The organism is Ottowia beijingensis (assembly GCF_013423955.1).
Classification (GTDB): Bacteria; Pseudomonadota; Gammaproteobacteria; order Burkholderiales; family Burkholderiaceae_C; genus Ottowia; species Ottowia beijingensis.
This window is the reverse complement of record NZ_JACCKX010000001.1, coordinates 1,263,055-1,285,432: the sequence shown is the minus strand read 5'-3', so window position 1 is coordinate 1,285,432 and position 22,378 is coordinate 1,263,055. Positions and strand designations below refer to the sequence as shown.

At 71.8% G+C, this 22,378-nt stretch carries 24 protein-coding genes and 1 pseudogene; 21 read left to right on the top strand and 4 right to left on the bottom strand.

Annotation, left to right across the window (positions count from 1 at the left end; all coding sequences use genetic code 11):
- The first annotated feature begins 4 nt into the window (after positions 1 to 4).
- The 9 genes from gspG to H0I39_RS06460 all read left to right on the top strand — a co-directional run bounded on the left by gspG (position 5) and on the right by H0I39_RS06460 (position 5,754).
- On the top strand, positions 5 to 442 hold the full coding sequence (gspG, locus tag H0I39_RS06500) for a type II secretion system major pseudopilin GspG (protein ID WP_257645658.1): 438 nt from the start codon (positions 5 to 7) through the stop codon (positions 440 to 442).
- A 67-nt stretch (positions 443 to 509) separates the two neighbouring features.
- On the top strand, positions 510 to 902 hold the full coding sequence (locus H0I39_RS06495) for a prepilin-type N-terminal cleavage/methylation domain-containing protein (protein WP_257645657.1): 393 nt from the start codon (positions 510 to 512) through the stop codon (positions 900 to 902).
- Positions 903 to 978: 76 nt separating this feature from the next.
- Positions 979 to 1,392: a type II secretion system protein gene (locus tag H0I39_RS06490; RefSeq protein WP_180549968.1), complete on the top strand. Its 414-nt coding sequence runs from the start codon at positions 979 to 981 to the stop codon at positions 1,390 to 1,392.
- Between the two features lie 269 nt (positions 1,393 to 1,661).
- Positions 1,662 to 3,329, top strand: a complete 1,668-nt coding sequence (locus tag H0I39_RS06485; RefSeq protein ID WP_180549967.1) for a prepilin-type N-terminal cleavage/methylation domain-containing protein — start codon at positions 1,662 to 1,664, stop codon at positions 3,327 to 3,329.
- A 27-nt stretch (positions 3,330 to 3,356) separates the two neighbouring features.
- A complete protein-coding gene (locus H0I39_RS06480) occupies positions 3,357 to 4,088 on the top strand; it encodes a type IV pilus biogenesis protein PilM (RefSeq protein ID WP_180549966.1) in 732 nt (243 codons plus the stop codon).
- Entirely contained in the window at positions 4,088 to 4,423 is a 336-nt protein-coding gene (locus tag H0I39_RS06475) for a PilN domain-containing protein (RefSeq protein ID WP_180549965.1), read from the top strand. The genes H0I39_RS06480 and H0I39_RS06475 overlap by 1 nt, the downstream gene beginning before the upstream one ends.
- Positions 4,420 to 4,980, top strand: coding sequence for a type II secretion system protein GspM (gene gspM, locus H0I39_RS06470; protein WP_180549964.1), 561 nt, complete (start codon positions 4,420 to 4,422; stop codon positions 4,978 to 4,980). Before H0I39_RS06475 ends, gspM begins: the two co-directional genes overlap by 4 nt.
- On the top strand, positions 4,977 to 5,210 hold the full coding sequence (locus H0I39_RS06465) for a hypothetical protein (protein ID WP_180549963.1): 234 nt from the start codon (positions 4,977 to 4,979) through the stop codon (positions 5,208 to 5,210). The genes gspM and H0I39_RS06465 overlap by 4 nt, the downstream gene beginning before the upstream one ends.
- Before the next feature lie 103 nt (positions 5,211 to 5,313).
- Positions 5,314 to 5,754 carry a hypothetical protein gene (locus H0I39_RS06460; protein WP_180549128.1) on the top strand — a complete coding sequence of 147 codons (441 nt, stop codon included), beginning with the start codon at positions 5,314 to 5,316 and terminating at the stop codon, positions 5,752 to 5,754.
- Between the two features lie 527 nt (positions 5,755 to 6,281).
- Here the strand turns inward: H0I39_RS06460 and H0I39_RS06455 are convergent.
- Both H0I39_RS06455 and H0I39_RS06450 read right to left on the bottom strand, forming a co-directional pair.
- Entirely contained in the window at positions 6,282 to 6,590 is a 309-nt protein-coding gene (locus H0I39_RS06455) for a hypothetical protein (protein ID WP_180549962.1), read from the bottom strand.
- Positions 6,591 to 6,983: 393 nt separating this feature from the next.
- Entirely contained in the window at positions 6,984 to 7,286 is a 303-nt protein-coding gene (locus H0I39_RS06450; protein WP_180549961.1) for a hypothetical protein, read from the bottom strand.
- On the opposite strand from H0I39_RS06450, the pseudogene H0I39_RS06445 reads away from it, so the two are divergent.
- From H0I39_RS06445 to H0I39_RS06395, 11 genes and pseudogenes are all read left to right on the top strand, one after another.
- Positions 7,253 to 8,265, top strand: a pseudogene (locus H0I39_RS06445) (type II secretion system protein GspD). The gene H0I39_RS06450 and the pseudogene H0I39_RS06445 overlap by 34 nt on opposite strands.
- A 623-nt stretch (positions 8,266 to 8,888) precedes the next feature.
- Positions 8,889 to 9,317 carry a hypothetical protein gene (locus tag H0I39_RS06435; protein ID WP_180549958.1) on the top strand — a complete coding sequence of 143 codons (429 nt, stop codon included), beginning with the start codon at positions 8,889 to 8,891 and terminating at the stop codon, positions 9,315 to 9,317.
- A 174-nt stretch (positions 9,318 to 9,491) separates the two neighbouring features.
- Positions 9,492 to 11,090, top strand: coding sequence for a hypothetical protein (locus tag H0I39_RS06430; RefSeq protein WP_180549957.1), 1,599 nt, complete (start codon positions 9,492 to 9,494; stop codon positions 11,088 to 11,090).
- A gap of 537 nt (positions 11,091 to 11,627) precedes the next feature.
- The gene (locus H0I39_RS06425; protein WP_180549956.1) at positions 11,628 to 12,620 is read left to right on the top strand and encodes a peptidylprolyl isomerase; all 993 of its coding nucleotides are present in this window, start codon (positions 11,628 to 11,630) and stop codon (positions 12,618 to 12,620) included.
- 45 nt (positions 12,621 to 12,665) lie between these two features.
- A complete protein-coding gene (locus H0I39_RS06420) occupies positions 12,666 to 13,307 on the top strand; it encodes an ABC transporter permease (RefSeq protein ID WP_307776784.1) in 642 nt (213 codons plus the stop codon).
- Positions 13,238 to 13,471: a hypothetical protein gene (locus tag H0I39_RS23170; protein ID WP_307776932.1), complete on the top strand. Its 234-nt coding sequence runs from the start codon at positions 13,238 to 13,240 to the stop codon at positions 13,469 to 13,471. Before H0I39_RS06420 ends, H0I39_RS23170 begins: the two co-directional genes overlap by 70 nt.
- Before the next feature lie 86 nt (positions 13,472 to 13,557).
- Positions 13,558 to 13,851, top strand: a complete 294-nt coding sequence (locus tag H0I39_RS06415) for a BrnT family toxin (RefSeq protein ID WP_308645787.1) — start codon at positions 13,558 to 13,560, stop codon at positions 13,849 to 13,851.
- Positions 13,826 to 14,062, top strand: coding sequence for a CopG family transcriptional regulator (locus tag H0I39_RS06410; RefSeq protein ID WP_180549955.1), 237 nt, complete (start codon positions 13,826 to 13,828; stop codon positions 14,060 to 14,062). Before H0I39_RS06415 ends, H0I39_RS06410 begins: the two co-directional genes overlap by 26 nt.
- A 68-nt stretch (positions 14,063 to 14,130) precedes the next feature.
- On the top strand, positions 14,131 to 15,357 hold the full coding sequence (locus tag H0I39_RS06405) for an ABC transporter ATP-binding protein (protein WP_180551711.1): 1,227 nt from the start codon (positions 14,131 to 14,133) through the stop codon (positions 15,355 to 15,357).
- Between the two features lie 9 nt (positions 15,358 to 15,366).
- Positions 15,367 to 16,314, top strand: coding sequence for a class I SAM-dependent methyltransferase (locus tag H0I39_RS06400; protein ID WP_257646021.1), 948 nt, complete (start codon positions 15,367 to 15,369; stop codon positions 16,312 to 16,314).
- Positions 16,302 to 17,198 (top strand): class I SAM-dependent methyltransferase, encoded by an 897-nt coding sequence (locus H0I39_RS06395; RefSeq protein WP_180549954.1) that lies wholly within the window; start codon positions 16,302 to 16,304, stop codon positions 17,196 to 17,198. The genes H0I39_RS06400 and H0I39_RS06395 overlap by 13 nt, the downstream gene beginning before the upstream one ends.
- A gap of 75 nt (positions 17,199 to 17,273) precedes the next feature.
- On the opposite strand, the gene H0I39_RS06390 is transcribed toward H0I39_RS06395, so the two are convergent.
- Both H0I39_RS06390 and H0I39_RS23165 read right to left on the bottom strand, forming a co-directional pair.
- Positions 17,274 to 19,787, bottom strand: coding sequence for a glycosyltransferase (locus H0I39_RS06390; protein ID WP_307776783.1), 2,514 nt, complete (start codon positions 19,785 to 19,787; stop codon positions 17,274 to 17,276).
- Complete coding sequence (locus H0I39_RS23165; RefSeq protein ID WP_307776782.1) at positions 19,676 to 21,082, bottom strand: class I SAM-dependent methyltransferase; 1,407 nt, start codon at positions 21,080 to 21,082, stop codon at positions 19,676 to 19,678. Before H0I39_RS23165 ends, H0I39_RS06390 begins: the two co-directional genes overlap by 112 nt.
- 140 nt (positions 21,083 to 21,222) lie before the next feature.
- Between H0I39_RS23165 and H0I39_RS06385 the strand changes: the two genes are divergently transcribed.
- A complete protein-coding gene (locus tag H0I39_RS06385) occupies positions 21,223 to 22,332 on the top strand; it encodes a glycosyltransferase family 4 protein (protein ID WP_180549953.1) in 1,110 nt (369 codons plus the stop codon).
- Positions 22,333 to 22,378: the final 46 nt, after the last annotated feature.

Genomic DNA, 22,378 nt, shown 5'->3' with positions numbered 1-22,378 from the left:
CTTCATGAACCGCAACCTCCGCCCCTTGATGGCGCGCGCGGCGCGTGGCTTCACGCTCATCGAGATGCTGGTGGTCATCGCCATCATCGCCCTGCTGGCCGGCCTGGTCGGCCCCGCCGTGATGGACCGCCTGGGCGGCGCCAAGAGCAAGACCGCCGGCATCCAGATCGCCGACCTCGACAAGTCCATGGAGCTGTTCAAGCTCGACGTCGGCCGCTACCCCACCAATGCCGAGGGCCTGCAGGCGCTGGTCACCAAGCCCGCCTCCGCCAACGGCTGGAACGGCCCCTACCTCAAGGGCGGCCTGCCCAGCGACCCCTGGGGCAACCCCTACCGCTATGCCAACCCCGGTCCCAACGGCGGCATCGAGATCCTCTCGCTCGGCGCCGACAACGCCCCTGGCGGCGAAGGCGAGAACGCCGACGTGCGCAACAAGCAGTGAGCAACGCGCGCGGGCAGATTTGATGTCAAATTGGCCTCCAGCGCTTATGTAGCAAGCGCCAGCAGCTATGAATACCGCAGCAAACCGCTGGCCCAGGCACGCCGCCGGCTTCACGCTCATCGAGCTGCTGGTGGTGTTCGCCCTCGTCGCCTTGATCGCCGGCCTGGTGCCCATCGCCTTCAACCGCCTGCACGAATCCGCCCAGTACCGCGACACCGTGCGCGCGGTGCTTACCGACCTGCGCACCGCCCGGGCGCTGGCGCAAAGCAGCGGCACCGAGGTGCGCTTCGCCGTCCACCCGCAGGCCCGCACCTTCGGCGTCGAGGGCGCCGAGCCGCAGCACGTGCCCGAGCCGCTGGTGCTGCGCGCCGTGATGGCGGCCGAGGAGTCCGGCGCCGACGGCAGCCTGGCCATTCGCTTCCTGCCGCGCGGCGCGCCTCCGGCGGCAGCGTCGATTTGATCCGGCCCTCCGGCAGCGGCGTGCGCCTGCGCGTCGACTGGTTCTCCGGCCGCGTCGAGCAGGAGGCGATTGCGCCATGAGGGCACACACGGCGCGCCGGGCGCGCGGCTTCTCGCTGCTCGAAATCCTGGTCGCCTTCGCCATTGCCGCCATGGCGCTGGGCATGCTGTACCGCGTCACCGGCAACAACGCACGCCAGGCCGGCGGTCTGGCGCAGCACGAACGCGCCATGCTGCTGGCCGAATCGCTGCTGGCTGCGCACGAGACCGTGCCGCCGCAGGGCCTGAACGAGTCCGACCAGGCCGCCGGCTACGCCTGGCAGCTGCGCAGCCAGCCCTACCCGACGCCCGCCAACAGTGCTCCGCAGGCGGCGCGCCTGCACGAAGTCCAGGTCAGCGTGCACTGGCTCGACGGCAACGCACCGCGCAGCTTCGAGCTCGCCAGCCTGCGCCCCGAGCGCCTCGCCGTGCCGGGGAGGGCGCCACCATGACCCTCGCCCCGACAATCCGTCGGCGCCCGCTTTCTTCTTTTGTGGGAGCGGCCTTGGCCGCGATGGGGGCACCGCTCGCCGGCCAGGCCGATCGCGGGCAAGCCCGCTCCCACAAGTCTCATGGCGCACCGCCCCCGCGATGCCAGAGCCGAAAGAGCCGAGAGGCCGCGGAGCAGGCCGCACGGGGAGCGCCGTGGCCGGACCTGCGCCGGCCACTGGCGTTGTCCCCCTCCCGCAGGAGAGGGGGAAGGCGCGAAGCGACTCAGGGGGTGTTTCACTGCCACGGCTTCACGCTGGTCGAAGTCCTGATCGCTCTGGCCCTCCTGTCGCTGCTCATGCTGGTGCTCAGCGGCGCGCTGCGGGCCATGGGCCAGACCGAAGAGCGCGTCGAGCAGCGCGTCGCCGCGGCCGACGACTACCGCGCCGCCGTCCAGCTGCTGAACGACGTGCTCGGCCGCGTCTCGGCGCGCCGCTACGCATCGCTGCAGGCCGGCACGCCGCAGCAGCAGCCCTTCTTCCAGGCCGCGCCCGACACCCTGGCCTGGATCGGCGTCATGCCCGCGCGCTACGGCCTGGGCGGGCGCCACTACCTGCGCCTGGCGGTCGAGCCGGGGCCGGACGGCGACGGCCAGCTGGTGCTGCGCTACGCGCCCTGGAGCGGCGCGCCCACGTTCGACGCCTGGCCCCAGGCCCAGGCCCGGTGCTGGCGGCGCCCGTGCAGTCGCTCGCGCTGCGCTACCAGGAGCCGGCCAGCGGTGGCTGGAGCCCGGTCTGGCCGCCGCCCGGCGTGCCCCTCAACACCTTGCCGTCAACCCTGCTGCCCGGCGCCGTCGCCCTGCAGATCGACGGCGCCCAGCCCGCCTGGCCGCCGCTGGTGGTGCCGCTGCGCGCCACGCGCACCAGCGACCCTTCGGCCCAGGGTGGCAGCTTTGGGGGTGGTGCGAGATGAAACACCCCCTGAGTCGCTTCGCGCCTTCCCCCTCTCCTGCGGGAGGGGGACAACGCCAGTGGCCGGCGCAGGTCCGGCCACGGCGCTCCCCGTGCGGCCTGCTCCGCGGCCATCGGGCTCTTTTTGTTTCAAGCGACGTGGGGACGCGCAGCGCGGTGGAGCGACTGAGAGGGAGCAAGCCGAGCAGCGCCCACCCACCCCGCCCGCGCGGCGCGCCGCCGGCATGGCGCTGATCGCCGTGCTGTGGATCGTCGCCGCCCTCAGCCTCATGGTGATCGGCCTGGCCGGCACCGTGCGCCAGCAGATCCAGATCATCGGCAACCAGCGCGACCAGGTCAGCGGCCTGGCCGCCGGCGAGGCCGCCATCGCGCTCGCCCTGCAGGCGTTGCAGGTGGCGCCCCAGCGCCCGGCCGGCAGCAGCACGCTCGCGCTGTCCTACGGCGGCCTCGACATCGCCGTCGAGCTCGCGCCGCTCAACGGCACGATTTCGCTCAACGGCGCCGGCGTGCCGCTGCTGGCGGCGCTGCTGCAGGGCGCCGGCGGCCTCGACGCCGGCCGCGCCCAGGCGCTGGCGGGCGAGCTCGTGGCCTGGCGCGACGGCCGCCCCGACGTCGACCCCACCGCCCCCGGCGCCGCCAGCGTGCAGGCACGCCGCTTCGAGGCCACCGAAGACCTGCTGCTGGTGCCCGGCGTCGACTACGCGCTCTACGCCCGCATCGCGCCCCTGGTCAACGCCGACCTCAACACCGGCCAGGTCAACCCGCTGGCCGCGCCGCCGGCCGTGCAGGCCCTGCTGGCCGCCGCCGGCCTGCAAAGCCCGCCCGCCGGCGGCGGCACAGATGTTTACCGGCTGCAGGCCAGGGTGCCGCTCGAAGCTGGCAAAATACTGCTCCTGACGCAAGACGTCGCCCTGGGCGCGGCGCTGGCGCACACGGCACCCTGGCGCATCCTGCGCGCCGACCGGCAAATCCTGTCCCCGGCGGCCTGAACCCAAAGGTCGCCCTTCGTTTTCTGCATGGCCCTTCTCAGCACCGACTCCCGCAGCTTCTTCGGTCTCGACACCGGCGCCTGGCGCACCAGCGCGCAGCGCCTGCTCGCGCTGCCGGCGCTGCGCTGGGTGCAGCCCGCCGTGCGCGTGCAGCTGCGCCAGGCCGACGGCCAGACCAGCCACTGGAACCTGGCGCACGGCGTCGCCACGCCCGCGCCGGCGGGCGGTGAAGCCCCGGTGGCTGCGCTGCAACTGCCCGCCGACCGGGTGCTCGAACGCCGCCTCACGCTGCCGCCACTGGCGCCGGCCGAGCTGGCGCAGGCGGTCCAGCTCGACGTCGCCGCCGCCAGCCCTTTCGGCGCCGCCCACACCGTCTATGGCTTCTCCGCCGCGCCCACGGCCGACGGCCTGCAGCGCGTCGACGTCGCCGTCACCTCGCGCCAGGAGGTCGAAGCCGCGCTGCGCCAGGCCGGCGCCGACCCCGCCGCGCCGCCCGAAGTCTGGGTGCTGCCCGCCGCGCCGTCCGGCGCCGTCCTGCGCCCCTGGTGCTGCGCGGCTACGGCCAAGACCTGCGCCAGCGCCTGGCCCGGCAAGGGTTGCTGCTGCGCGGGGCGCTGCTGGCGCTGGCGCTGGTGCTGTTGGCGGCGCTGGCGCTCACGCCCACCCTCATGCTGCGCCAGCGCGCGATCCAGGCGCAGCAATCCTTCGAGGCCCTGCAGCGCCAGGCCGCGCCCCAGATCGCGCAGCGCGAGGCCCTGATGCAGCGCCTCGAACGCCTGCAGGCGCTCGACAAGCTGCTGGCCCGCCAGCTCGCCCTGCCGCCCGTGCTCGACATGCTGACGCGCGCGCTGCCCGACGGCGCCTGGCTCACCGCCCTGCGCACCGAAGGCGGCAAGCTGGTGCTCAACGGCAACGCCGACGACGCCGCCGCCCTGGTGCAGCGCCTGGCCGCGCAACCCGGCGTGCACGACGTGCGCCTGGCCTCGCCCGCCACCCGCGGCTTCGGCGCCACCAAGGAGACCTTCATCATCGAACTGCAACTCGACGCCCACCGCTACGGACTGGCGCGTCCGGCGAGCGGAGGTCATCAGTGACCACCCGCCCCGAACCACGCTGGCTCGCGCTCGGCGCGCTGGCCGTCCTGCTGCTGGCCCTGGCCGCCGCCGCGCTGTGGGTCGCCGGTGTGCACCAGCGCGCCGCCGCGCGCCTGGCCGAACTGGAGCCGCGGCATGCACGCCTCGCCGGTTTGCTACAAAGCGGAGAGCGCCTTACGCAATCCCAGCAAGCGCTGCAGGCCAATTTGGCTCAATTCGTTCACCCGCCAGAAGCGGATGCCGCCCAGCTCGGCAACACGGTGCTGCAGCGCGTGCGCGAACTCGCCACCACGCAGGGCCTGCGCGTCACCAGCAGCCAGACCGCCGCGCCGCGCGAGGACAAGGACCAGCCCGGCTTCGGCCGCATCGGCGTCAGCCTGCGGGTTGAAGGCGACTGGCCGCAGCTGCAAAGCCTGTTGCGTGCCCTGCCGGCCGAGCGTCCCGCCATCTACAGCGACACCATGCAACTCCTGTCGCAAGGCACCCAGGCCGGCCGCGCCTCAGCGATGATCCAGGCGCAGCTCGAACTGTTCGTGCTGCAGGAGCGCCAGCCATGAGCGCGCAAGCTCGTCCCATGACCGGCCCCACCGCCGGGCTGCTCGCCCTCGACCTCGGCCTGGCCGCCGTGCTGGCCGTGCTGTGGCTGGCGCCCGGCGCGCCGGCGCAATGGCGCACCTGGCAGGCGCCACAGCCGCAGCCGCCCTCGCTCGACGACATCGACGCCGCCCAGCTCACGCCCAACCCTGCCGCCGGCGCCGCCTATCCCGGCGTGCTGCAGCGCCCCTGATGGACCCCGCCCGGCGCCCGCAGGCCGCTGCCAGTGCGCCGGCCGCCGCCGCCGCCGCGCCCCCGCCGCCCGCCGCGATCGAAAAATCAAGCTGCTCGGCATCGTGGCCGGCCCCGCCCTGAGCGGCGTGCTGATCGACGAAGACGGCCAGTCCCGCTTCGTGCGGCGCGGCGAGCGCGTCGGCGACTGGACGCTCGACAGCCTGCAGGACCGTGCCGCTGCCTTCGTGCGCGGCGCCGAACGCCGCAGCATCGAGCTGCCGGTGACTTACGCCGATGCCGATGCGGCGGCCACCCCGCCCAGCCCCGGCCGCCCCGCGGCGCGGTCTGCCGCGCCCGCCGCGCGCACCCCGGCGGCGCCCCCGGCGGCCGCGCCCCGTCCGGCGCCGGCCGCGCCTGCCGCTGCGGCACCCGCGCCCGCACCCGCGCCCGCACCCGCTGCCGCCGCCCCGCCCGCCGGCGCGGCCCGCCCGGCCCTGTCCACCGGGTCCTTCGGCGGTTCCGTGTCCGCCCCGCCGCCTGCACCCGCCAAGGCCCCGCGCTGAGCGGCGCCACGTTCCCAGGTCCACCGACTTTCCGCATGCCCATGTCCCGCACCCCCTGTCCCTCGTCGTCCTGCTTCTGCTCGCCTCGCTGGCGGCCTGCGCCCAGCCGGCCGCCCCGCTGGCCGACACGGCGCCGGCGCAGCTCCCGGCCGAGGCCCTGCCGACGGCCGGCATCCTGGCCCCGGCGCCCGCGCCCGCCGCCTCGGCCCCCGTGGCGGCCGACGACGCGCGCCACACCGACCCCATCATCATCCGCGGCAACGACCGCCTGGTGGCGCCGCCGCGCATCGCCGCCAACGCCCCGCGCGCGGCAGCACCAGCCTCAAGTTCGAGGGCGCGCCCGCCGCCGAGGTGGTCAAGGTCATGCTCAGCGACCTGCTCAAGGTCGACTACGTCATCCACCCGCCGCTTGCCGGCAGCATCACCCTCACCACGCGCGACGCCGTCAGCGCCGACCGCGCCCTGCTGCTGCTCGAAACCGCGCTGCAGGTCAACGGCATCGTCATGGCGCGCGACAGCCGCGGCACCTACCACGTCGGCACGCCCGAAGCCCTGCGCGGCGTCGTCAGCGCCCCGCGCTGGCCGCCGGCGGCCAGCCGCTGCCGCCCGGCTACGGCGCCGTCATCATTCCGCTGCAGTACCTGGGCGCCGGCGAAATGGCCAACATCCTGCGCCCCATGGTCTCGGCCGACGCCATCCTGCGCGTCGACAGCCTGCGCAACATCCTCGTCATGCGCGGCACCCGCGCCGAGGCCGAGGGCTGGCTCGACCTCGTCGCCACCTTCGACGTCAACCTGCTGCGCGGCATGTCGGTCGGCGTGTTCCCGCTCAAGCACACCTCGGCCGCCGAGGTCGATGCCGCGCTGCGCCTGCTCTCCAGCGGCACCGCCGGCGGCAGCGCCGCCGCCCCTGCCGCCCCCGGCGGGCGCCCGGCGGCCCCGGCCGCCGTCCCGCGGCCCGGCGCCGCGCCCACCCGGGCGCGGCCGGCGCCGCCGCCGCGCCGGCCGGCCTGGGCGAAGGCAGCCCCTGTTCGGCGCCCTGCGCATCCTGCCCATCGAGCGCATCAACGCCGTCATGGTCGTCACCCCGCGCGCCGCCTATCTGGACGAAGTGCGCTACTGGATCGAGCAGTTCGACCGCCCCAACCTCAACAGCGCCGAGCCGCAGCTCTTCGTCTACAAGGTGCAGAACGGCTCCTCCACCCACTTGGCCGAGCTGCTCAACGGCATCTACGGCGGCACCACCACCCAGCAGGCCGGCGGCGCCGCCGGCATCGCCCCCGGCCTCAGCGGGGCCAGCGGCACCAGCGGCAGCGGCGGCAACGTCAACAGCAGCTTCGCCGGCCAGTACGCCGGCAACCGCAACAGCCCGTTCGGCGGCGGCAGCAGCTTCGGCGGCCTGGGCGGCAACAGCTTCGGCAGCGGCAGCGGCCTGGGGGCGGCCTGGGCGGTGGCCTCGGTGGCGGCATCGGCGGCGGCCTGGGGGCGGCATCGGCGGCATGTCGGGCGGCCTGGGCGGCCTCGGCGGCGCACAAGGGCAGCAGGCCCAGCAAGGCCCCAACGTCGTCACCACCGTGCTCGGCCAGAACGTGCGCGTCATGGCCGACCGCATCAACAACACCTTGCTCATCCACGCCACGGCGGCCGAATACGAGCGCATCGAAGCCACCCTCAAGCGCCTCGACGTCCAGCGCGCCCAGGTGCTCATCGAGGCCTCCATCGTCGAAGTCACCCTGGGCGACGGCCTGCAGTACGGCCTGCAATGGGCCTTCCGCGGCGGCATCGGCGGCGGCTCGGGCCGCGGCGTCATCGGCGCCAGCGATGCCGACGGCGCGCTGGCCGCCACCGGCGCCTCCGACGGCGGCTTCACCTACACCTTCCGCAACGGCGCCGGCATCTCCGCCGTGCTCAGCGCGCTGGCCAACAAGTCGCTGCTCAAGGTCATCTCCAGCCCCTCGCTGATGGTCATGGACAACCACACTGCCGCCATCCAGGTCGGCAACCAGGAGCCCGTCAACACCGGCACCATCCTCTACACCAACAGCAACACCAGCAGCACCTCCATCCAGTACAAGGACACCGGCGTCATGCTCGGCGTCACGCCCTCGGTCAGCGCCGGCGACCTGGTCACGCTCGACGTCGACCAGATCGTCACCACGCTGGGCAACGACTCCACTTCCGCCCAGACCCGCGGCTACCCCACCTTCATGCAGCGCCAGATCAACTCAAGGTCGCCGTGCGCTCGGGCGAAACCCTGGTGCTCGGCGGCCTGATCCAGGACAACGTCAACAACAGCAAGTCGGGCGTGCCCGTTCTTTCGGCCATCCCGGTGGTCGGCGCCCTGTTCGGCACCCACAGAAGCAGCGCCAGCCGCACCGAGCTGCTGGTCATCCTCACCCCGCGCGTGCTGCGCGCCGACGACGACGTGCGCGCCATCAGCCGCGAACTGCGCGACCGCATGAAGGGCCTGGTCGAGCCCGCCACCGTGCCGGGTCAGCGTTTGGTGCCGTAATCAGCCTCCAGCGCCCGCCCAGCCTGCGGCAGGCGCTATTGTTTTTGCATGATCAACCGCCTGCCTCAGCACACCGCTCTCACTCCCTCCCCGCTGGGGAGGGCCGGGGTGGGGGCCTGCAGCGCATCCCGCTCGCCGGCCTTGTCCAGCGCCGCCAGCCCCTCACCCCAGCCCTCTCCCCAGAGGGGCGAGGGAGCAACAGCCGCCTGCGCTGCGCAGAGCCCCCTCTCCCGCCTGCGGGAGAGGGCAGGGGTGGTGACTCGCTCCCTCCCCGCTGGGGAGGGTTGGGGTGGGGCCGGCGGCGCATCACCATCCGCCGCCTGGTCAAGCGCCGCCAGCCCCTCACCCCAGCCCTCTCCCCAGAGGGGCGAGGGAGCAACAGCCGCCTGCGCTGCGCAGAGGCCCTCTCTCCCGCCTGCGGGAGAGGGCAGGGCTGAGGGTGACTCGCTCCCTCCCCGCTGGGGGAGGGTTGGGGTGGGGGCCGGCAGCGCATCACCATCCGCCGGCCTTGGCCAGCGCCGCCAGCCCCTCACCCCAGCCCTCTCACCAGAGGGGCAGGGGGCAACAGCCCGAGCCAGCTTGCCGACTCCGTTTTTGAATCAACCTGAAAGGAAGCCTTCCCCATGACCCACCCCTTCCGTCGCCCACCCCCGCCGCGCCGCGCTGGCCGCCCTGCTGGGCGCCGCCGCGCTGGCGCTGGCCGGCTGCGCCGCGCTGCAGCCCAAGACACCCGAGCAGCAAGTGCAGCAGCGCGCCGAAGCGCGCTGGGCCGCGCTGGTCGCCGGCGACTTCGACAAGGCCTGGACCTACACCCAGCCCGGCTACCGCGCCATCGTCCAGCAAAGGACTACCGCAAGCGCTTCAACAGCGCCGGCCAGTGGCGCGGCGCGCAAATCCACCAGGCCACTTGCGAGGCCGAGCGCTGCACCGTGCGCATCCGCCTCACCACCCGGGTGATCGTCCCGCCCTTTGCCGGGCAGGACATCGTGGGCGCCATCGACGAGCAGTGGGTGCGCGAAGACGGCCAGTGGTGGTTCTACCAGGCCCTGTAAACCCCGGTGCGCCAGGCCAGCCGGGCGCCCTGTTTAAAAATACAACAAACGACTGCGCAAAAATCGGTGCCCCCGTGGCGCATTGAGTTTCCGCGGGGCGCCGTGGTAGCATCTACACGCATTTCCAAGATTCGCTTGGGTCTTGCAATCTTTTCTATCAATGGAGTCATAGCTATGAAAAAGAGCATTCTGGCGCTGGGTGCAGCAGTCGCCCTGGGCGGTCTTGGCGTTGCCGGCTCGGCGCACGCCGTGGCCTACTTCGGTGCCGGTAACACCGTCGGCCACACCACGCTGGCGGCCAGCACCGCCCTGAGCCTGAACCCCGGCGCCACCGGCCACATGCTGTTCACGCCCTACTTCACGGCGCAGGGCAACATGGGCACGCTGTTCAACATCACCAACACCGACCTGGTGCGCGGCAAGGCCGTGAAGGTGCGTTTCCGCGGCGCCGCCAACTCCGACGACGTGCTGGACTTCACCGTCTTCCTGTCGCCCGGCGACGTGTGGACCGGCTCCGTGGCCAAGGACGCCGCCACCGGCCGCGCCGCCATCAGCACCAGCGACAAGTCCTGCACCATCCCTGACGCCACCGCCTTCCCCGGCGTGTTCAAGACCGACCGCCTGGCTTCCTACCTGGCTGCCGACGTCAAGAACGCCAACGTCAACGAGGGCTACATCGAAGTCCTGAACATGGCCGACATCCCGCCGTTCCTCGACATGGTGGCCGGCGAGGGCGGCACCAAGGCCAACCCGCTGTTCACCAACATCAAGCACAAGGCCGGCGTCGCCCCCTGCGACAACCTGGCCTTCCAGACCGTGCTGAGCACCGACATCGTCGACGCCGCTGGCGCCGAAGCCGCTGGCCTGTTCGAACCCACCGGTGGCCTGATGGGCAGCTGGGCCGTGTTCAACCAGTCCGAGCTGGCCGTCTACAGCGGCAACCAGACCGCTGTCGTGGCCCACGCTGGCTGGGGCCAGGATAACGCCCAGACCCCGCTGAGCGCCCGTGGCCGCATTATCTTCGCGCCTCAGGTCGGCTCGCCGGTCGGTGTCGTGGTGGACGGCGTGACGGCCGACCCGCTGCTGCGCGGCGCCGCGCCGCTCATCCAGCCGCTGTGGTTCGACCTGCCCGACATGTCGACCCCGCTGGACCAGGCCGTCGCCGGCGCGATCGACCAGGCCCGGAACCTGTCGACCGCCCTGTGGCGCTCCGCCGTGTACAACGACTACGTGGCCACGGCCGCCGGCGCTGCGGTGCCGATGTCGACCGACTGGGTGGTGTCGCAGCCGACCCGCCGCTACCACGCCGCCGTCAACTACGGTGCCTCCGCCTCCGCCTCGGCCCTGGTGTGGAACGCCGACATGGCCAACAACGCCACGCCGACGACGACCACGGCGCCTACCCTGGCGCAGAACATGTACGCGCCGCTGTCGCTGAACAAGACGCTGGCCATGGGCCCGCAGGCCTGCATCATGCTCAACTTCTCGTCCGCTGGCCGTGAAGAGCAGTTCCAGGTCGCCGGTGGTGGCTTCTCGCCCGGCGTGAGCCTGCCGAACTGCGGCGAAGTGTTCACCGTCAGCTTCGGCGCCACCTCGGTGCTGCAGGGCGCGGTCACCAACACCCGCGTCAACCCGGTGTCCACCGAAGGCTGGGCGCGCCTGGCCCTGGGCGCTGGCCGTCTGCCGATGGTCGGCTTCGCCGCCACCTCGATCGTCAACACGGCGACCAACGGCAACTACGGTCTGACCCTGCCGCACCGCTGGGTCGACTGATCGAAGCCGGCCTGCGGGCCGGGCCGGCGCGCTGGTACAGGCGCTGGCCCGATGCACCAGGTCCTTCGCCAAGGGCGGGTTTTCGAACCCGCCCTTTTTTTCGCCCGCGTTTTTCGTCCTTGCTTCCGTCGCCGTTTTTTGGCCCTCGCGTTCGCTCTCGCTTGCGCTGCATGCCCATCCGACATTTGCTCCTGAATAAAACCCGTGGGAGCGGCCTTGGCCGCGATGGCCCAACCCGTGGGAGCGGCCTTGGCCGCGATGGGGCGCCTCGCTCGCCGGTCAGGCCGATCGCGGGCAAGCCCGCTCCCACCAGGGGTTGGCGCCCCGGGCCACGCCAACCCGTGGGAGCGGCCTTGGCCGCGATGGCCCAACCCGTGGGAGCGGCCTTGGCCGCGATGGGGCGCCTCGCTCGCCGACCAGGCCGATCGCGGGCAAGCCCGCTCCCACCAGGGGTCGGCGCGCTGTGTTTCATGCCGGTATGATGGGCGCTTTTTCCGGCCGCCGACGCGCGGCCCCGCACACCCCATGAATGATTCGATGTCTGGCCCCCGCTTTTCGCGCCTGGCGGCGCTGGCGCTCGGCGCGGCCCTGCTGAGCGGCCCGCTGGCCGCCGCCGCGCAGTCGGCCGCCCCCGCCCCCGCGGCCGCTGCCCAGCCGGCGCCGCGCTTCGGCGCGCCCGCCGACGTGCTGGCCTCCGGCCCGGCCGGCGCCGTGACGCGCGCCGAGATGGAGCAGCTGGTGGAGCAGCTGGTGCCGGCCGAGAACCGCGCCATGTTCTGGGTCTCGCCCGACGAGGTGCGCCGCTTTGCGCGCGGCCAGTACGTGCAGCGCGCCCTGGCCGCGCAGGCCCGCCAGGCCGGCCTGGCGCTGGACGCGTCGGCGGCGGCCGAGCCCGCACTGGCGCGCGAGCGCGCGTTGGTCGAGCACTACATGCAGCAGCGCGTGGCCGCCGAGATGCCCGACGCGCAGGCGCAGGAGGCCTATGCCCGCTCGGCCTACCGCGCGCAGCCGCAGCGTTTTGTCGTGCCCGAGGAGGTGCGGGTGCGCCACATTCTGCTGACGGTGGAGAGTGGCGGCAGCGACGACGCGGCGGTGAAGGCCGAGGCCGAGCGCCTGGTCGGGCAGCTGCGCGGCGGCGCCGATTTTGCCGCCCTGGCGCGCGCGCATTCGGCCGACCCGGGCAGCGCCCAGCGCGGCGGCGAGCTGGACTGGTTCGCCCGCGGCCGCATGGTGCCGCCCTTCGAGGCCGCGGCTTTCGAGCTGAAGCAGCCGGGCGACGTGAGCGCGCCCGTGAAGACGCCCTACGGCTACCACGTCATCGAGCTGCTGGGGCGCAAGCCGGCCGAGCAGAAGTCCTTCGAGCAGGCGCTGCCCGAGCTGCGCCAGGAGATCGCGGCGCAGATCAACCAGCGCGTGCGCCGCGGCCTGTGGGAGCAGGCCGAGGCCGACGCGCAGCTGGACGAGGCGGCGCTGAAGAACCTGATGGCCGATCACTTCACCCCGATCACGCCGACCCTGCCCAGGCCTTGAACCGTCGCCGCCTGCGGCCGGCGTGCCACCCGCCCCCGGACATAGATGCTGCTGTCGCCCCTGCGCGCCGAATGCCGCCAGCTGTGGCGCCTGCGCGGCCTGCTGGCGGTGCTGACGCGGCGCGAGATCGCCGCGCGCGTGGCCGGCTCGGCCGGCGGCCTGCTGTGGGTGTGGCTGCCGCCGCTGCTGACGGTGGCGGCGTATTACCTGGTGTTCGACCTGGTGTTCGGCATGCGCCTGGGCGCGGCGGCGCCGACGGCGCGCGTGGGCACCTACCTGATCGTCGGCATGCTGGCCTGGATGGCCTTTGCCGACGCCGTGCAGCGCGGCATGGGCAGCCTGCTGGAGGCCGGCGGCATGCTGCAGAAGAACCCGCTGCCGGCCGGGCTGTTCCCGGCGCGCGCGGTGCTGGCCAGCGGTGCGGTGTTTGCGCCGCTGATGCTGGCGCTGATCCCGCTGTACGCCGGCGTGCACCACTTCAGGCCCGGCGTGTGGGCGCTGCTGCCGCTGCTGGCGCTGCAGGGCGTGCTGGCGCTGTTGGCCGGCTACCTGCTGGCGATTCTGGCGGCGGCGCTGCGCGACGTGCTGCAGCTGGTGGCGGTGCTGCTGTCGCTGGGGTGTTCTTGTCGCCGGTGCTGTTTCCGGTCGAGCTGTTTCCGGCCGGCTGGCGCTGGCTGCTGTGGCTGAACCCGATGACGGGGCCGATCCTGGGCTACCAGTCGGCGCTGCTGCAGGGCGCCTGGCCGGGCCGCGAAGTGTGGCTGGCCCTGGCCGTGTGGCTGGTCTTGCTGGCCGGCCTGTTGTCGCTGGCGCTGGCGCGCAGCCGCGACCAGCTGGCGGACTGGTTGTGAGGGCGCGGCCCGGTTTCGACGATGATGCACCGGGGCATCGCGATGGCTGTGTATGGCTTTATAGCCATACCCGTGATATGCTGAGCGTGCGTGAACCGAGCTTTGAGTGGGACGAGGCCAAGAATACTGCGAACCAGCGAACGCATGGCGTGTCGTTCCACGAAGCGCAGCATGCGTTTCTGGACCCGCGGCGCGTCATTGCCGAAGACTTGGCGCACAGCCAGCTGGAGCAGCGCTACTACTGTTTTGGCGTCAATAGCGATGGAACAGGTGTCCTCACCGTCCGGTTCACTTATCGCTCGGGCCGCATCCGGATCATCGGTGCGGGCTACTGGCGCAAGGGAAAAGCTGTCTATGAACAAGCGAATTCAATACCGTGACGAGCCGCTGGGCCCGATCCGGCTGGTGCCGGACTTCCTGCCGTCGCCCGAGGAACTGGCGCTCAAGAACGAGCAGACGAAGGTGACGATCGCCCTGAGTTCGGAGAGCGTCGATTTTTTCAAGGAAGCCGCGCGCAAGCACCACATGCAGTATCAGAAGATGATCCGGCAACTGCTCGATGAATACGTTGCGCGGCACAAGCGGTCTTGATTGCGTGGCGCAAAGCGCACCAGGACGGTCGGCGCGGTGACCGAAGCCGCCCCCATCACACCCACCCGCTGCCGCTGCGCCTGGCCGGCGTGGGCAAGGAGTACAAGCTGTACGACTCGCCGCGCGCGCGCCTGAAGTCGCTGCTGACGGGCCGCGCGCTGCACCGCAGCCACTGGGCGCTGCAAGGCGTGTCGCTGGAGCTGGCGCGCGGCCAGTGCCTGGGCGTGGTGGGCAGCAACGGCGCCGGCAAGAGCACGCTGCTGAAGCTGATCACCGGCACGCTGCAGCCGAGCTGCGGGCAACTGGCGCGCAGCGGGCGGGTGACGGCGATTCTGGAGCTGGGGGCGGGCTTTCACCCCGAGTTCACGGGGCGGCAGAACCTGTACTTCGGCGGCAGCCTGATCGGCATCCCGGCCGAGCAGATGCGCGCGCTGGAGCCCGAGGTGCTGGCCTTCGCCGAGATCGGCGAGGCGATCGACCGGCCGGTGAAGACCTATTCGTCGGGCATGACGGTGCGGCTGGCGTTCGCGCTGGTGACGGCGGTGGAGCCCGACCTGCTGATCATCGACGAGGCGCTGGCCGTGGGCGACCAGCATTTCCAGAAGAAGTGCGTGGAGCGGATCGAGCAGTTCCGGCGCAATGGCTGCACGATCCTGTTCTGCTCGCACAGCCCGTACCACATTCGCCATCTGTGCGACGTGGCGCTGTGGCTGGACGCGGGGCGGGTGATGGAGTTCGGGCCGACCGAGTCGGTGCTGGGGGCGTACGAGAAGCATTCGCGCCTGCTGGACACGGCCGGCAGCGCGGCGCCGGCGGCAGCGTCTGCCACGCCCTCACCAGCCGTGCCGCCGCTGCCGTACGAGCGCGGCCCCGAGTCGGCCATGATCCTGTCGTGTGAACTGGCCGGGCTGACCGAGCCGGATGCGGACGATGCGCCCGGCGCGCCGCGCGTGCTGCAGGCGCGTGACCTGGTGGCGACCATCGTGGTGCGTGGCCAGGGCGAGGAGCGGCCCAACATCGGCTTCATGATCGAGCAGGATCGCGGGGTGGGCATCACGTCGCTGGCGACGCACGAGGAGGGCGCGGCGCCCACGCCGCTGGGCGATAGGACGTGGCGCTCGGTGCTGACGTTTCCGGACCTGCCGTTGCACACGGGCGACTACGTGATCAGCGTGTTCCTGTTCGACGAGAGCGGCCTGGTGACCTACGACCTGTGGTTCAAGTTCATGACCTTCCGCTTCGTGTCGCCGACCTTGATGCCGGGGCTGGTGCGCCTGCCCCATACCTGGAGTTGAATCGTGAGCATGGTGTTGCAGCAATTGCTGGCGGCGACGGCGGCGGGGCCGGTGCCCGAGGCCGATGCGCGGGAGGCGCTGGCCCGCGGCCAGGCGCTGCTGGCGGCGGGCGACCGCGACGGCGCGGCCGTGGCGCTGCGCGTGGCGGCGATGGTGCCGGGCACCCAGCTGGCGGCGCACAACCTGATCGAAACGCATGGCCTGCCGGGTGCGTTTGCGCCCTGGATGGGGCTGGATGCCCACATCGACCCGGCCGATGACGTGTTCGGCTTCTTCACCGGGCATGGCACCTGGTCGAGCCCGCTGCGCGACTACCTGGCCGACGGCTGGCGCACGCTGTCCGAACTGCTGCTGCTGCTGGAGGGGGCCGGCCACCGCCTGTCGGGGTGCAGGCAGGTGCTGGAGTTCGCCAGCGGGCACGGCCGCTTCACCCGCCATCTGGTGAAGGCGCTGGGGCACGAGCGGGTGACGGTGTCGGACGTGGTGCCGGGGGCGGTGGCGTTTTCGACGGCGCAGTTCGGGGTGCGGGGCTTTGTGTCGACATCGGAGCCTGCAGCGTTGGCGTGGCCGGGGCGTTACGACCTTGTGTTCGTGCTGTCGCTGTTCAGCCACCTGCCACGCGCCACCTGGGCCGCATGGCTGCGCAGGCTGTGGGACGCGGTGGCGCCGGGCGGTGTGCTGGTGTTCACCACGCACGGCGACTTTGCCGCACAGCGGGCCGGGGTGACGCTGGACGAGCAGGGCTTTCAATTCGTGGCGGCGAGCGAGTCGACGGCGATCGATGTGCAGGAGTACGGCACGGCGTTCACGTCGCCGGGGTTCGTGCAGGCGCAGATCGAGGCGCTGGTGCCGGTGCCTGCGCGCTGGTCGGTGGAGCCGGCATGGTTCTGGGCGCACCAGGATGCCTTCGTGCTGCAACGGCCGGACGCCGAAGGAGCGGGGGCATGGGCGGTCTGACAGCGGATTTCGATGACCGGCAGGCAGCGCTTTATCTGGCGCAGGGGCAGGCGGCATTGCAGGCCGGCGATGCGCCGGCGGCGACCGCGGCGCTGACGGCGGCGCGCGGTCACCCCGTCACCCGGTTGGAAGCGCACAACCTGATGGAGCGCCACCAGCTGCCGGGAGCGTTCAGCGAGTGGGTAGGGGTGAACTGCGAGGTGTCGCCGCAGGATGACATCTTTCGCTTCTTTGCGGGGCATCCGACGTCTGTGAACCCGCTGCGCGACTACTTCGCCGATGGCTGGCGCACGCTGTCGGAACTGATGCTGTTGCTGGAATCGGTGCAGCGGCCGTTGCTGGGCGCCGGGAGCTTTCTGGAGTTTGCCAGCGGCCACGGGCGCTTCACGCGGCACTTGGTGAAGGCGCTGGGCGCCGAGCGGGTCACGGTGTCGGATGTGGTGCCGGACGCGGTGGCCTTCGCCCGCGACACGCTGGGCGTGCCGGGCTTCCTGTCGGCCGCCCGGCCCGAGGACGTGGCTTGGCCCCGGCGCTATGGCGTGGTGTTCGTGCTGTCGCTGTTCAGCCACCTGCCGCGCTCCAGCTGGGGCCGCTGGCTGGCGCGCCTGGTCGATGCGGTGGAGCCTGGCGGGCTGCTGGTGTTCACCACGCACGGCACCGAGGCGGCGCGGCGCGCCCGGGTGACGCTGGATGCCGAGGGCTACTTCTTCGCGCCATCGAGCGAATCGACGGCGATCGACGCGCAGGAGTACGGCACGGCGTTCACCGACGAGCGTTTCGTGCAGGCGCGCATGGCCGAGCTGGCTGGGCCGGTCGAGGTGCTGCGCTGGGCGCCCATGTGGTTCTGGCACCATCAGGATGCTTGGGTGGTGCGGCGTCGCTGATTATCAATGAAAAACGGCCGCGGCGCTTGTCTGGCAAGCGCTGACAGCTATTAGTGTAATAGCGAATCGGCAGCGTCAGCGTTGCAGCCAGTTCTTGACGCGCCGCTGCCAATGCGCCGGGATGGCCCTGGCCACGCCAGAGAGGACGGGCAGCGAACGCAGGCGCGCCAGCGCTGCCACCAGCGGCCCACCCCCTGCTGCGGCAAGGGTGCCTTCGCCCGGGCCGGGCAGATGCGCGGCCAGCGTGGCGCGGTCGGGCAGGGTGGCGCTGGCGCCCGCTGACGGCAGTTGCCGCAGGTAGTCGCTGCGGTACCAGTCGTGTGAAACCACCGCCGGCGGCACGTGGCCGTCGGTGGGCACGATGGTGAAGACCGGGGCGGGCGACTGCCCAGCGGCGAAATGGCGCTGGCGGATGTCGGTGAAGAAGGCCAGCCAGTCGGCGGCGGGGGTGTCCCAGGGCTGGACCCAGGTCCAGCGGCGGCCCTGCAGGCGTTCGGCGAAGGCGCCGATGTCGGGCGCCACCACCGGCCAGCCGCCCAGCAGGCAGGCGCTGAGGGTGTAGCTGTAGGTTTCGGGCCACAGGGCGGGGAACCACACCACGTCGGGCTGCAGCCAGTGCAGCAGGTCGGGCAGGTCTTTTTCGTCGTAGCGGCCGTGCACGGTGAGGTGCGCGTGCGGCTGGGTCTTGAGCGCGCGGTAGCCGTAGCCGATGAGGTGGAATTCGACCGGCGCGCCCTGCCTGCGGGCGGCGATGGCGACGTCTTCCAGCAGGTCGGCGCCCTTGATGGTGCTGAGCGCGCCGATGACGACGATCTTGAGCGGGCGATCACCGGCCAGCGGCGGCGGGTTGGGCGCGGGCAGGGGCGCGGCCGGGTCGATGTCGGTGTGGGGCACCAGCCGCAGCGCGGCGCCGGGCACGTGGCTGGCCAGGCGCAGCAGCACGTCGCGCGCCGGGCCCATGACGAAGCGGGCGCCGTTCAGGAACTCGGCGTGGCGGGTGCGCCAGGTGAGGATGTCGAGCCCTTCGGGCGCCGGCGATTTGGCCAGGCAGTCGGTGCATTGCTGCACGCCGAGCTCGCCGCAGTAGCGGCTGTCGCGCTGGGTGAGCGAGATCTGCGGGCAGATGGTGAAGTAGTCGTGCGCGGTGAAGTCGTAGCCGACGCCCAGGCGCGCGGGCAGGCGGGCGATGTGCTCGCCGTGGCCGAGCAGGTGGTGGTAGTGGATGTGGACGACGCCCAGCTGGCGCAGCAGGGTGATGAGCTGCTCGTATTCGTCGGCCAGAGAGAAGACCAGCTCGAAGCTGTCGCCGGCATCGGGCAGGCGCAGGCTGACACGCTGGCCGGGCAGGGGCGCAGCACCAGGAACCGGGCGCGCTGGCGCAGGGTGGCGGCGAGTTCCTGCACGTGGCGTTCGGTGCCGCCCTGGCGGTCGTGCAGCACGGCCAGGATGAGGGGCCGCTGCCGGCTTGCACGCGGGCGATGTCGACCATGGTGCGGGCGAGCCGTGCCGGGTCGGCCTGCACGAAGGCGAGCACCTCGCTTTCGTAGCGGGGTGCAGGCGGCGCAGGGTTTCCATGGCGGCGCGCTCGCGCGGGCTTTTGCTGTCGCCAAAGCTGACGCCGCCGAAGTGGCGCACGAAGGCGTCGAGCAGGTGCAGGTTGCGCCAGCCGGCCTTGGCGGCGCGGATGCAGAAGTCGTTCTCCTCGCCGTAGCCCTTGCCGAAGTTCTCGACGTCGAACAGGCCGACGTCGGCCAGCGCGGCGCGGCGGATGTACATGCAGAAACCGACGCCGGTGGGCACGTCGACCACCTGGCCGGGGTTGGTGCGGGCGAACAGGGCGTCGAGCCGGGCGGTGTCCCAGCCGTCGGGCAGGTCGTTGTCGTGGCAGAAGCGCGGGTAGCTGCAGATGGTGGCGTTGTTGGAAAACGGGGTGACGCTGGCCACCTTCTGGTCGCCGTAGGCGGCGGCGCGGATGCGGTCGAGCCAGTCGTTGGCCACCTCGGTGTCGCTGTTGAGCAGCAGCACGTCGTGCTCGCCCGACAGCGCCATGCCGCGGTTGACGGTGCCGACGAAGCCCAGGTTCTCGGGGTTTTCGAGCAGGGTGATGCGCTCGTCGCCGGGGGCGAAGGCGCGCAGCCAGTCGGTGACTTCGGGCTCGGGGCTGGCGTCGTTGATGACGATCAGGCGCCAGGGCGTGGCGCAGCGGGCGGCCAGCACCGATTCGAGGCAGCGGCGCGTGTCGGCCAGGCCCTTGTAGACGGGCACGATGATGTCCACCGGCTGCGGCGGCGGGGTCAGCGGCTGCGGCGCGGGCCGTTCGGCCGCGGCGGGGCGGGCGGAGCCGGTGCCGAGCAGGCGGTCGAGGCGCATCTTGGCGTGCACGATGGGGCGGGTGGCGCGGAACACGGTGGAGTTCTCGATGTCGTGCACCAGCTGGCGGGCCTCGTCGCGCTCCTGGGCCAGGCTGCGGGTGGTGCTCAGCAGCGCCTGCTTCTGCTGGCGCAGGTGATCGTTCTGCTGGCGCAGGTGATCGTTCTGCTCACTGAGGCCGTGTGACTGCTGGGTGAGCGTGTCGATGGTTCGCAGCATTTCCTCGCGTGAGCGATTGAAATCCTGTTGCTTTGCGCGTTCGGCGTGCAAGGCCATCTCCGCCTGGGCGATGCGCTGCTGCGCCAGACCGGCCAGCGCCAGGTAATCCGCCGACATGGGCCAGCCGAGATCGATTTCCAGTTGCCCGCCCCCAGCCTGCGCCAGAGCCGCAGGGGAATCGGCAGTTCGATCCACGGATCGCTGCCGTGGAGCAGCAGCGAAAACGGCGCACCCGGCCAGGCCGGCGGATGGGCGACGATGCCGCTGTTCGGTGCGCCCAGCAGCAGCGCCGCATCGGCGGGTGACCATTGCCAAACGGTCTTGCCGTCTGCGCCAAGCAATGCGATGCCGTGGAGGTGGAGGAAGCCGGGGCGGTCGGCCGGGTCAAGCTTGAGCGCGTCGGGCGCCGGCTCCGGCAGCGTGAAGGCCAATGTCTGGCGTACCTGACCGATGGTGCCGGCGGCAGTGAACTTGCGCGCTTCGTCGAACTGCCCGTTGAAGCCCAGATATAACTCGGCGGTGAACAGCGCCTGCGCCGGCAGGGCACTGGCGGCAGCTTCTGCGGCCGGTGCCGCTGTGACAGCCTCTTTGGCCGAAGCGGGGCGCGCGACGACGATGAACTGGTAGGTCAGCGCGTCCGGCAGGGCCAGCAGATGGCGCGCCACGGCCGGGGGCAGGGCGTCGAACGCGACGTTGAACTCGGAATCCGGCAGCTGCCGCGTGATGACATCGGCCTGCACATCGATCCAGCCGTGCTCGCGCAGAAAGCGCATCAGCGTGCGCCGGGTGAAGAAGCGCACATGCGTTTCGTCCAGCAGGCCTTCCTGGCGGTAGCGGAACTCGCCGGCCATCAGCTCGGCCACCAGGCCGGCATAGCCGGCGTTCGGGATGGACAGCAGCAGGCGGCCTTCGGGCGCCAGCAGCTGGCGGCATTCGGCCAGCACGCGGGGCGACTGGCGGATGTGCTCCAGCACGTCGGCGCAGACGATGGCGTCGTAGCTCTGGGCGGGGAACAGGTCGCTCAGGCGGGCGTTGTCGAGGTCGGCCACCTCGACGCGGCGGTAATGCGGGGAGGCCAGGCGGGCCTCGTCGGCGCTGATGGTGAGGCCGTCGATGACGGTGGTGCCGGCGCCGTCGCGCTGGGCCAGGTAGCGCCCGATGGCACCGCTGCCGCAGCCCAGGTCGAGCACCCGTGCGCCGGGCGCGATGTGGCTGGTGAGCACGGAAAGGGAGGTGCGTTCGCTGCTGTCGATCTCGCGGTCGTAGATGTGCAGCGCGGAGGAAGAATCGACCATGAAATCGGACAGAGCGTGGAGGCCGGTAGCCAAGCGCCCAGCGGGCCTGGCAGGTGAGCGGATGCTACCATGCGGGGCTTTTCGCACGCTTTCGGGGCATCCGTTCCGGGAGCCTGGGCGGACCGCCTTTTCTTGCACGAATGATCTCGCTGGCGCTGCTTGCCTTTGTGGTGTCCCTGGTGGCGACACTGTGGGTGCGCCGGCTGTTCCGCCGCGCGGCGCGCTATGCCGACGACGCGCCGCAGCGCTTTCACTGGGGCGAGACGCCGCGCCTGGGCGGGCTGGGCCTGCTGGCGGGCTGGGCCATCGCCCTGGCCGCGCTGCCGCTGCTGCAGCGCGCCCACATGGCGGGCAACATCGACAGCGTGAAGCTGCACCTGGGCACCTGGCTGCTGATGCTGCTGCCAGCCTTCGTGGGCGGCGTGCTGGAGGACATGACCCAGCGCCTGCGGGTGAGCTGGCGCCTGCTGCTGACGCTGACCTCGGGCCTGCTGGCCTGGGGCGTGCTGGGCGTGTCGGTGCCGCACCTGGGCTTCGGCTGGATCGACCCGTACTGGGGTGCCTGGCCCTGGCTGGGCGTGGGCGTGGCGGTGCTGGCGGTGACGGGGCTGCCGCACGCCTTCAACATCATCGACGGCTACAACGGGCTGGCGGGCGCGGTGGCGCTGGTGGTGTGCCTGGCGCTGGCGCACGTGGCGCTGCAGGTGGGCGACCGCGAACTGGCGGCGGTGGCGATCGCCCTGGCGGCGGCCACGGCCGGCTTTCTGGTGTGGAACTACCCGCGCGGGCTGATCTTTGCCGGCGATGCGGGTGCCTACTTGTGGGGCCTGCTGATCGCCGTCATCAGCCTGCTGCTGGTGCAGCGCCACCCGGTGGTATCGCCGTGGTTCCCGCTGCTGCTGCTCATCTACCCGGTGTGGGAGACGGTGTTCTCGATCTACCGCAAGCTGTGGCGCGGCGATTCGCCCGGCATGGCCGACGCGCTGCACCTGCACCAGCTGGTGTACCGGCGCCTGGTGCGCAGCGTGCTGCACGAGGACGAGGCCAGGAACATGCTGGCGCGCAACAACCGCACGGCGCCCTATCTGTGGAGCTTCATCGTGCTGACGGTGGTGCCGGCGGTGCTGTTCTGGCGCTACAGCGGCGTGCTGCTGGGCTTTTGCGTGCTGTTCGCCATCAGCTACGTGGCGGCCTACGTGATGCTGGTGCGCTTCAAGGTGCCGCGCATCCTGCAGCGCCCGCGCGAGTGACTGCAGCGCCCGTGCGAGTGACGCGGCCGCTTCACTATCATTGCCA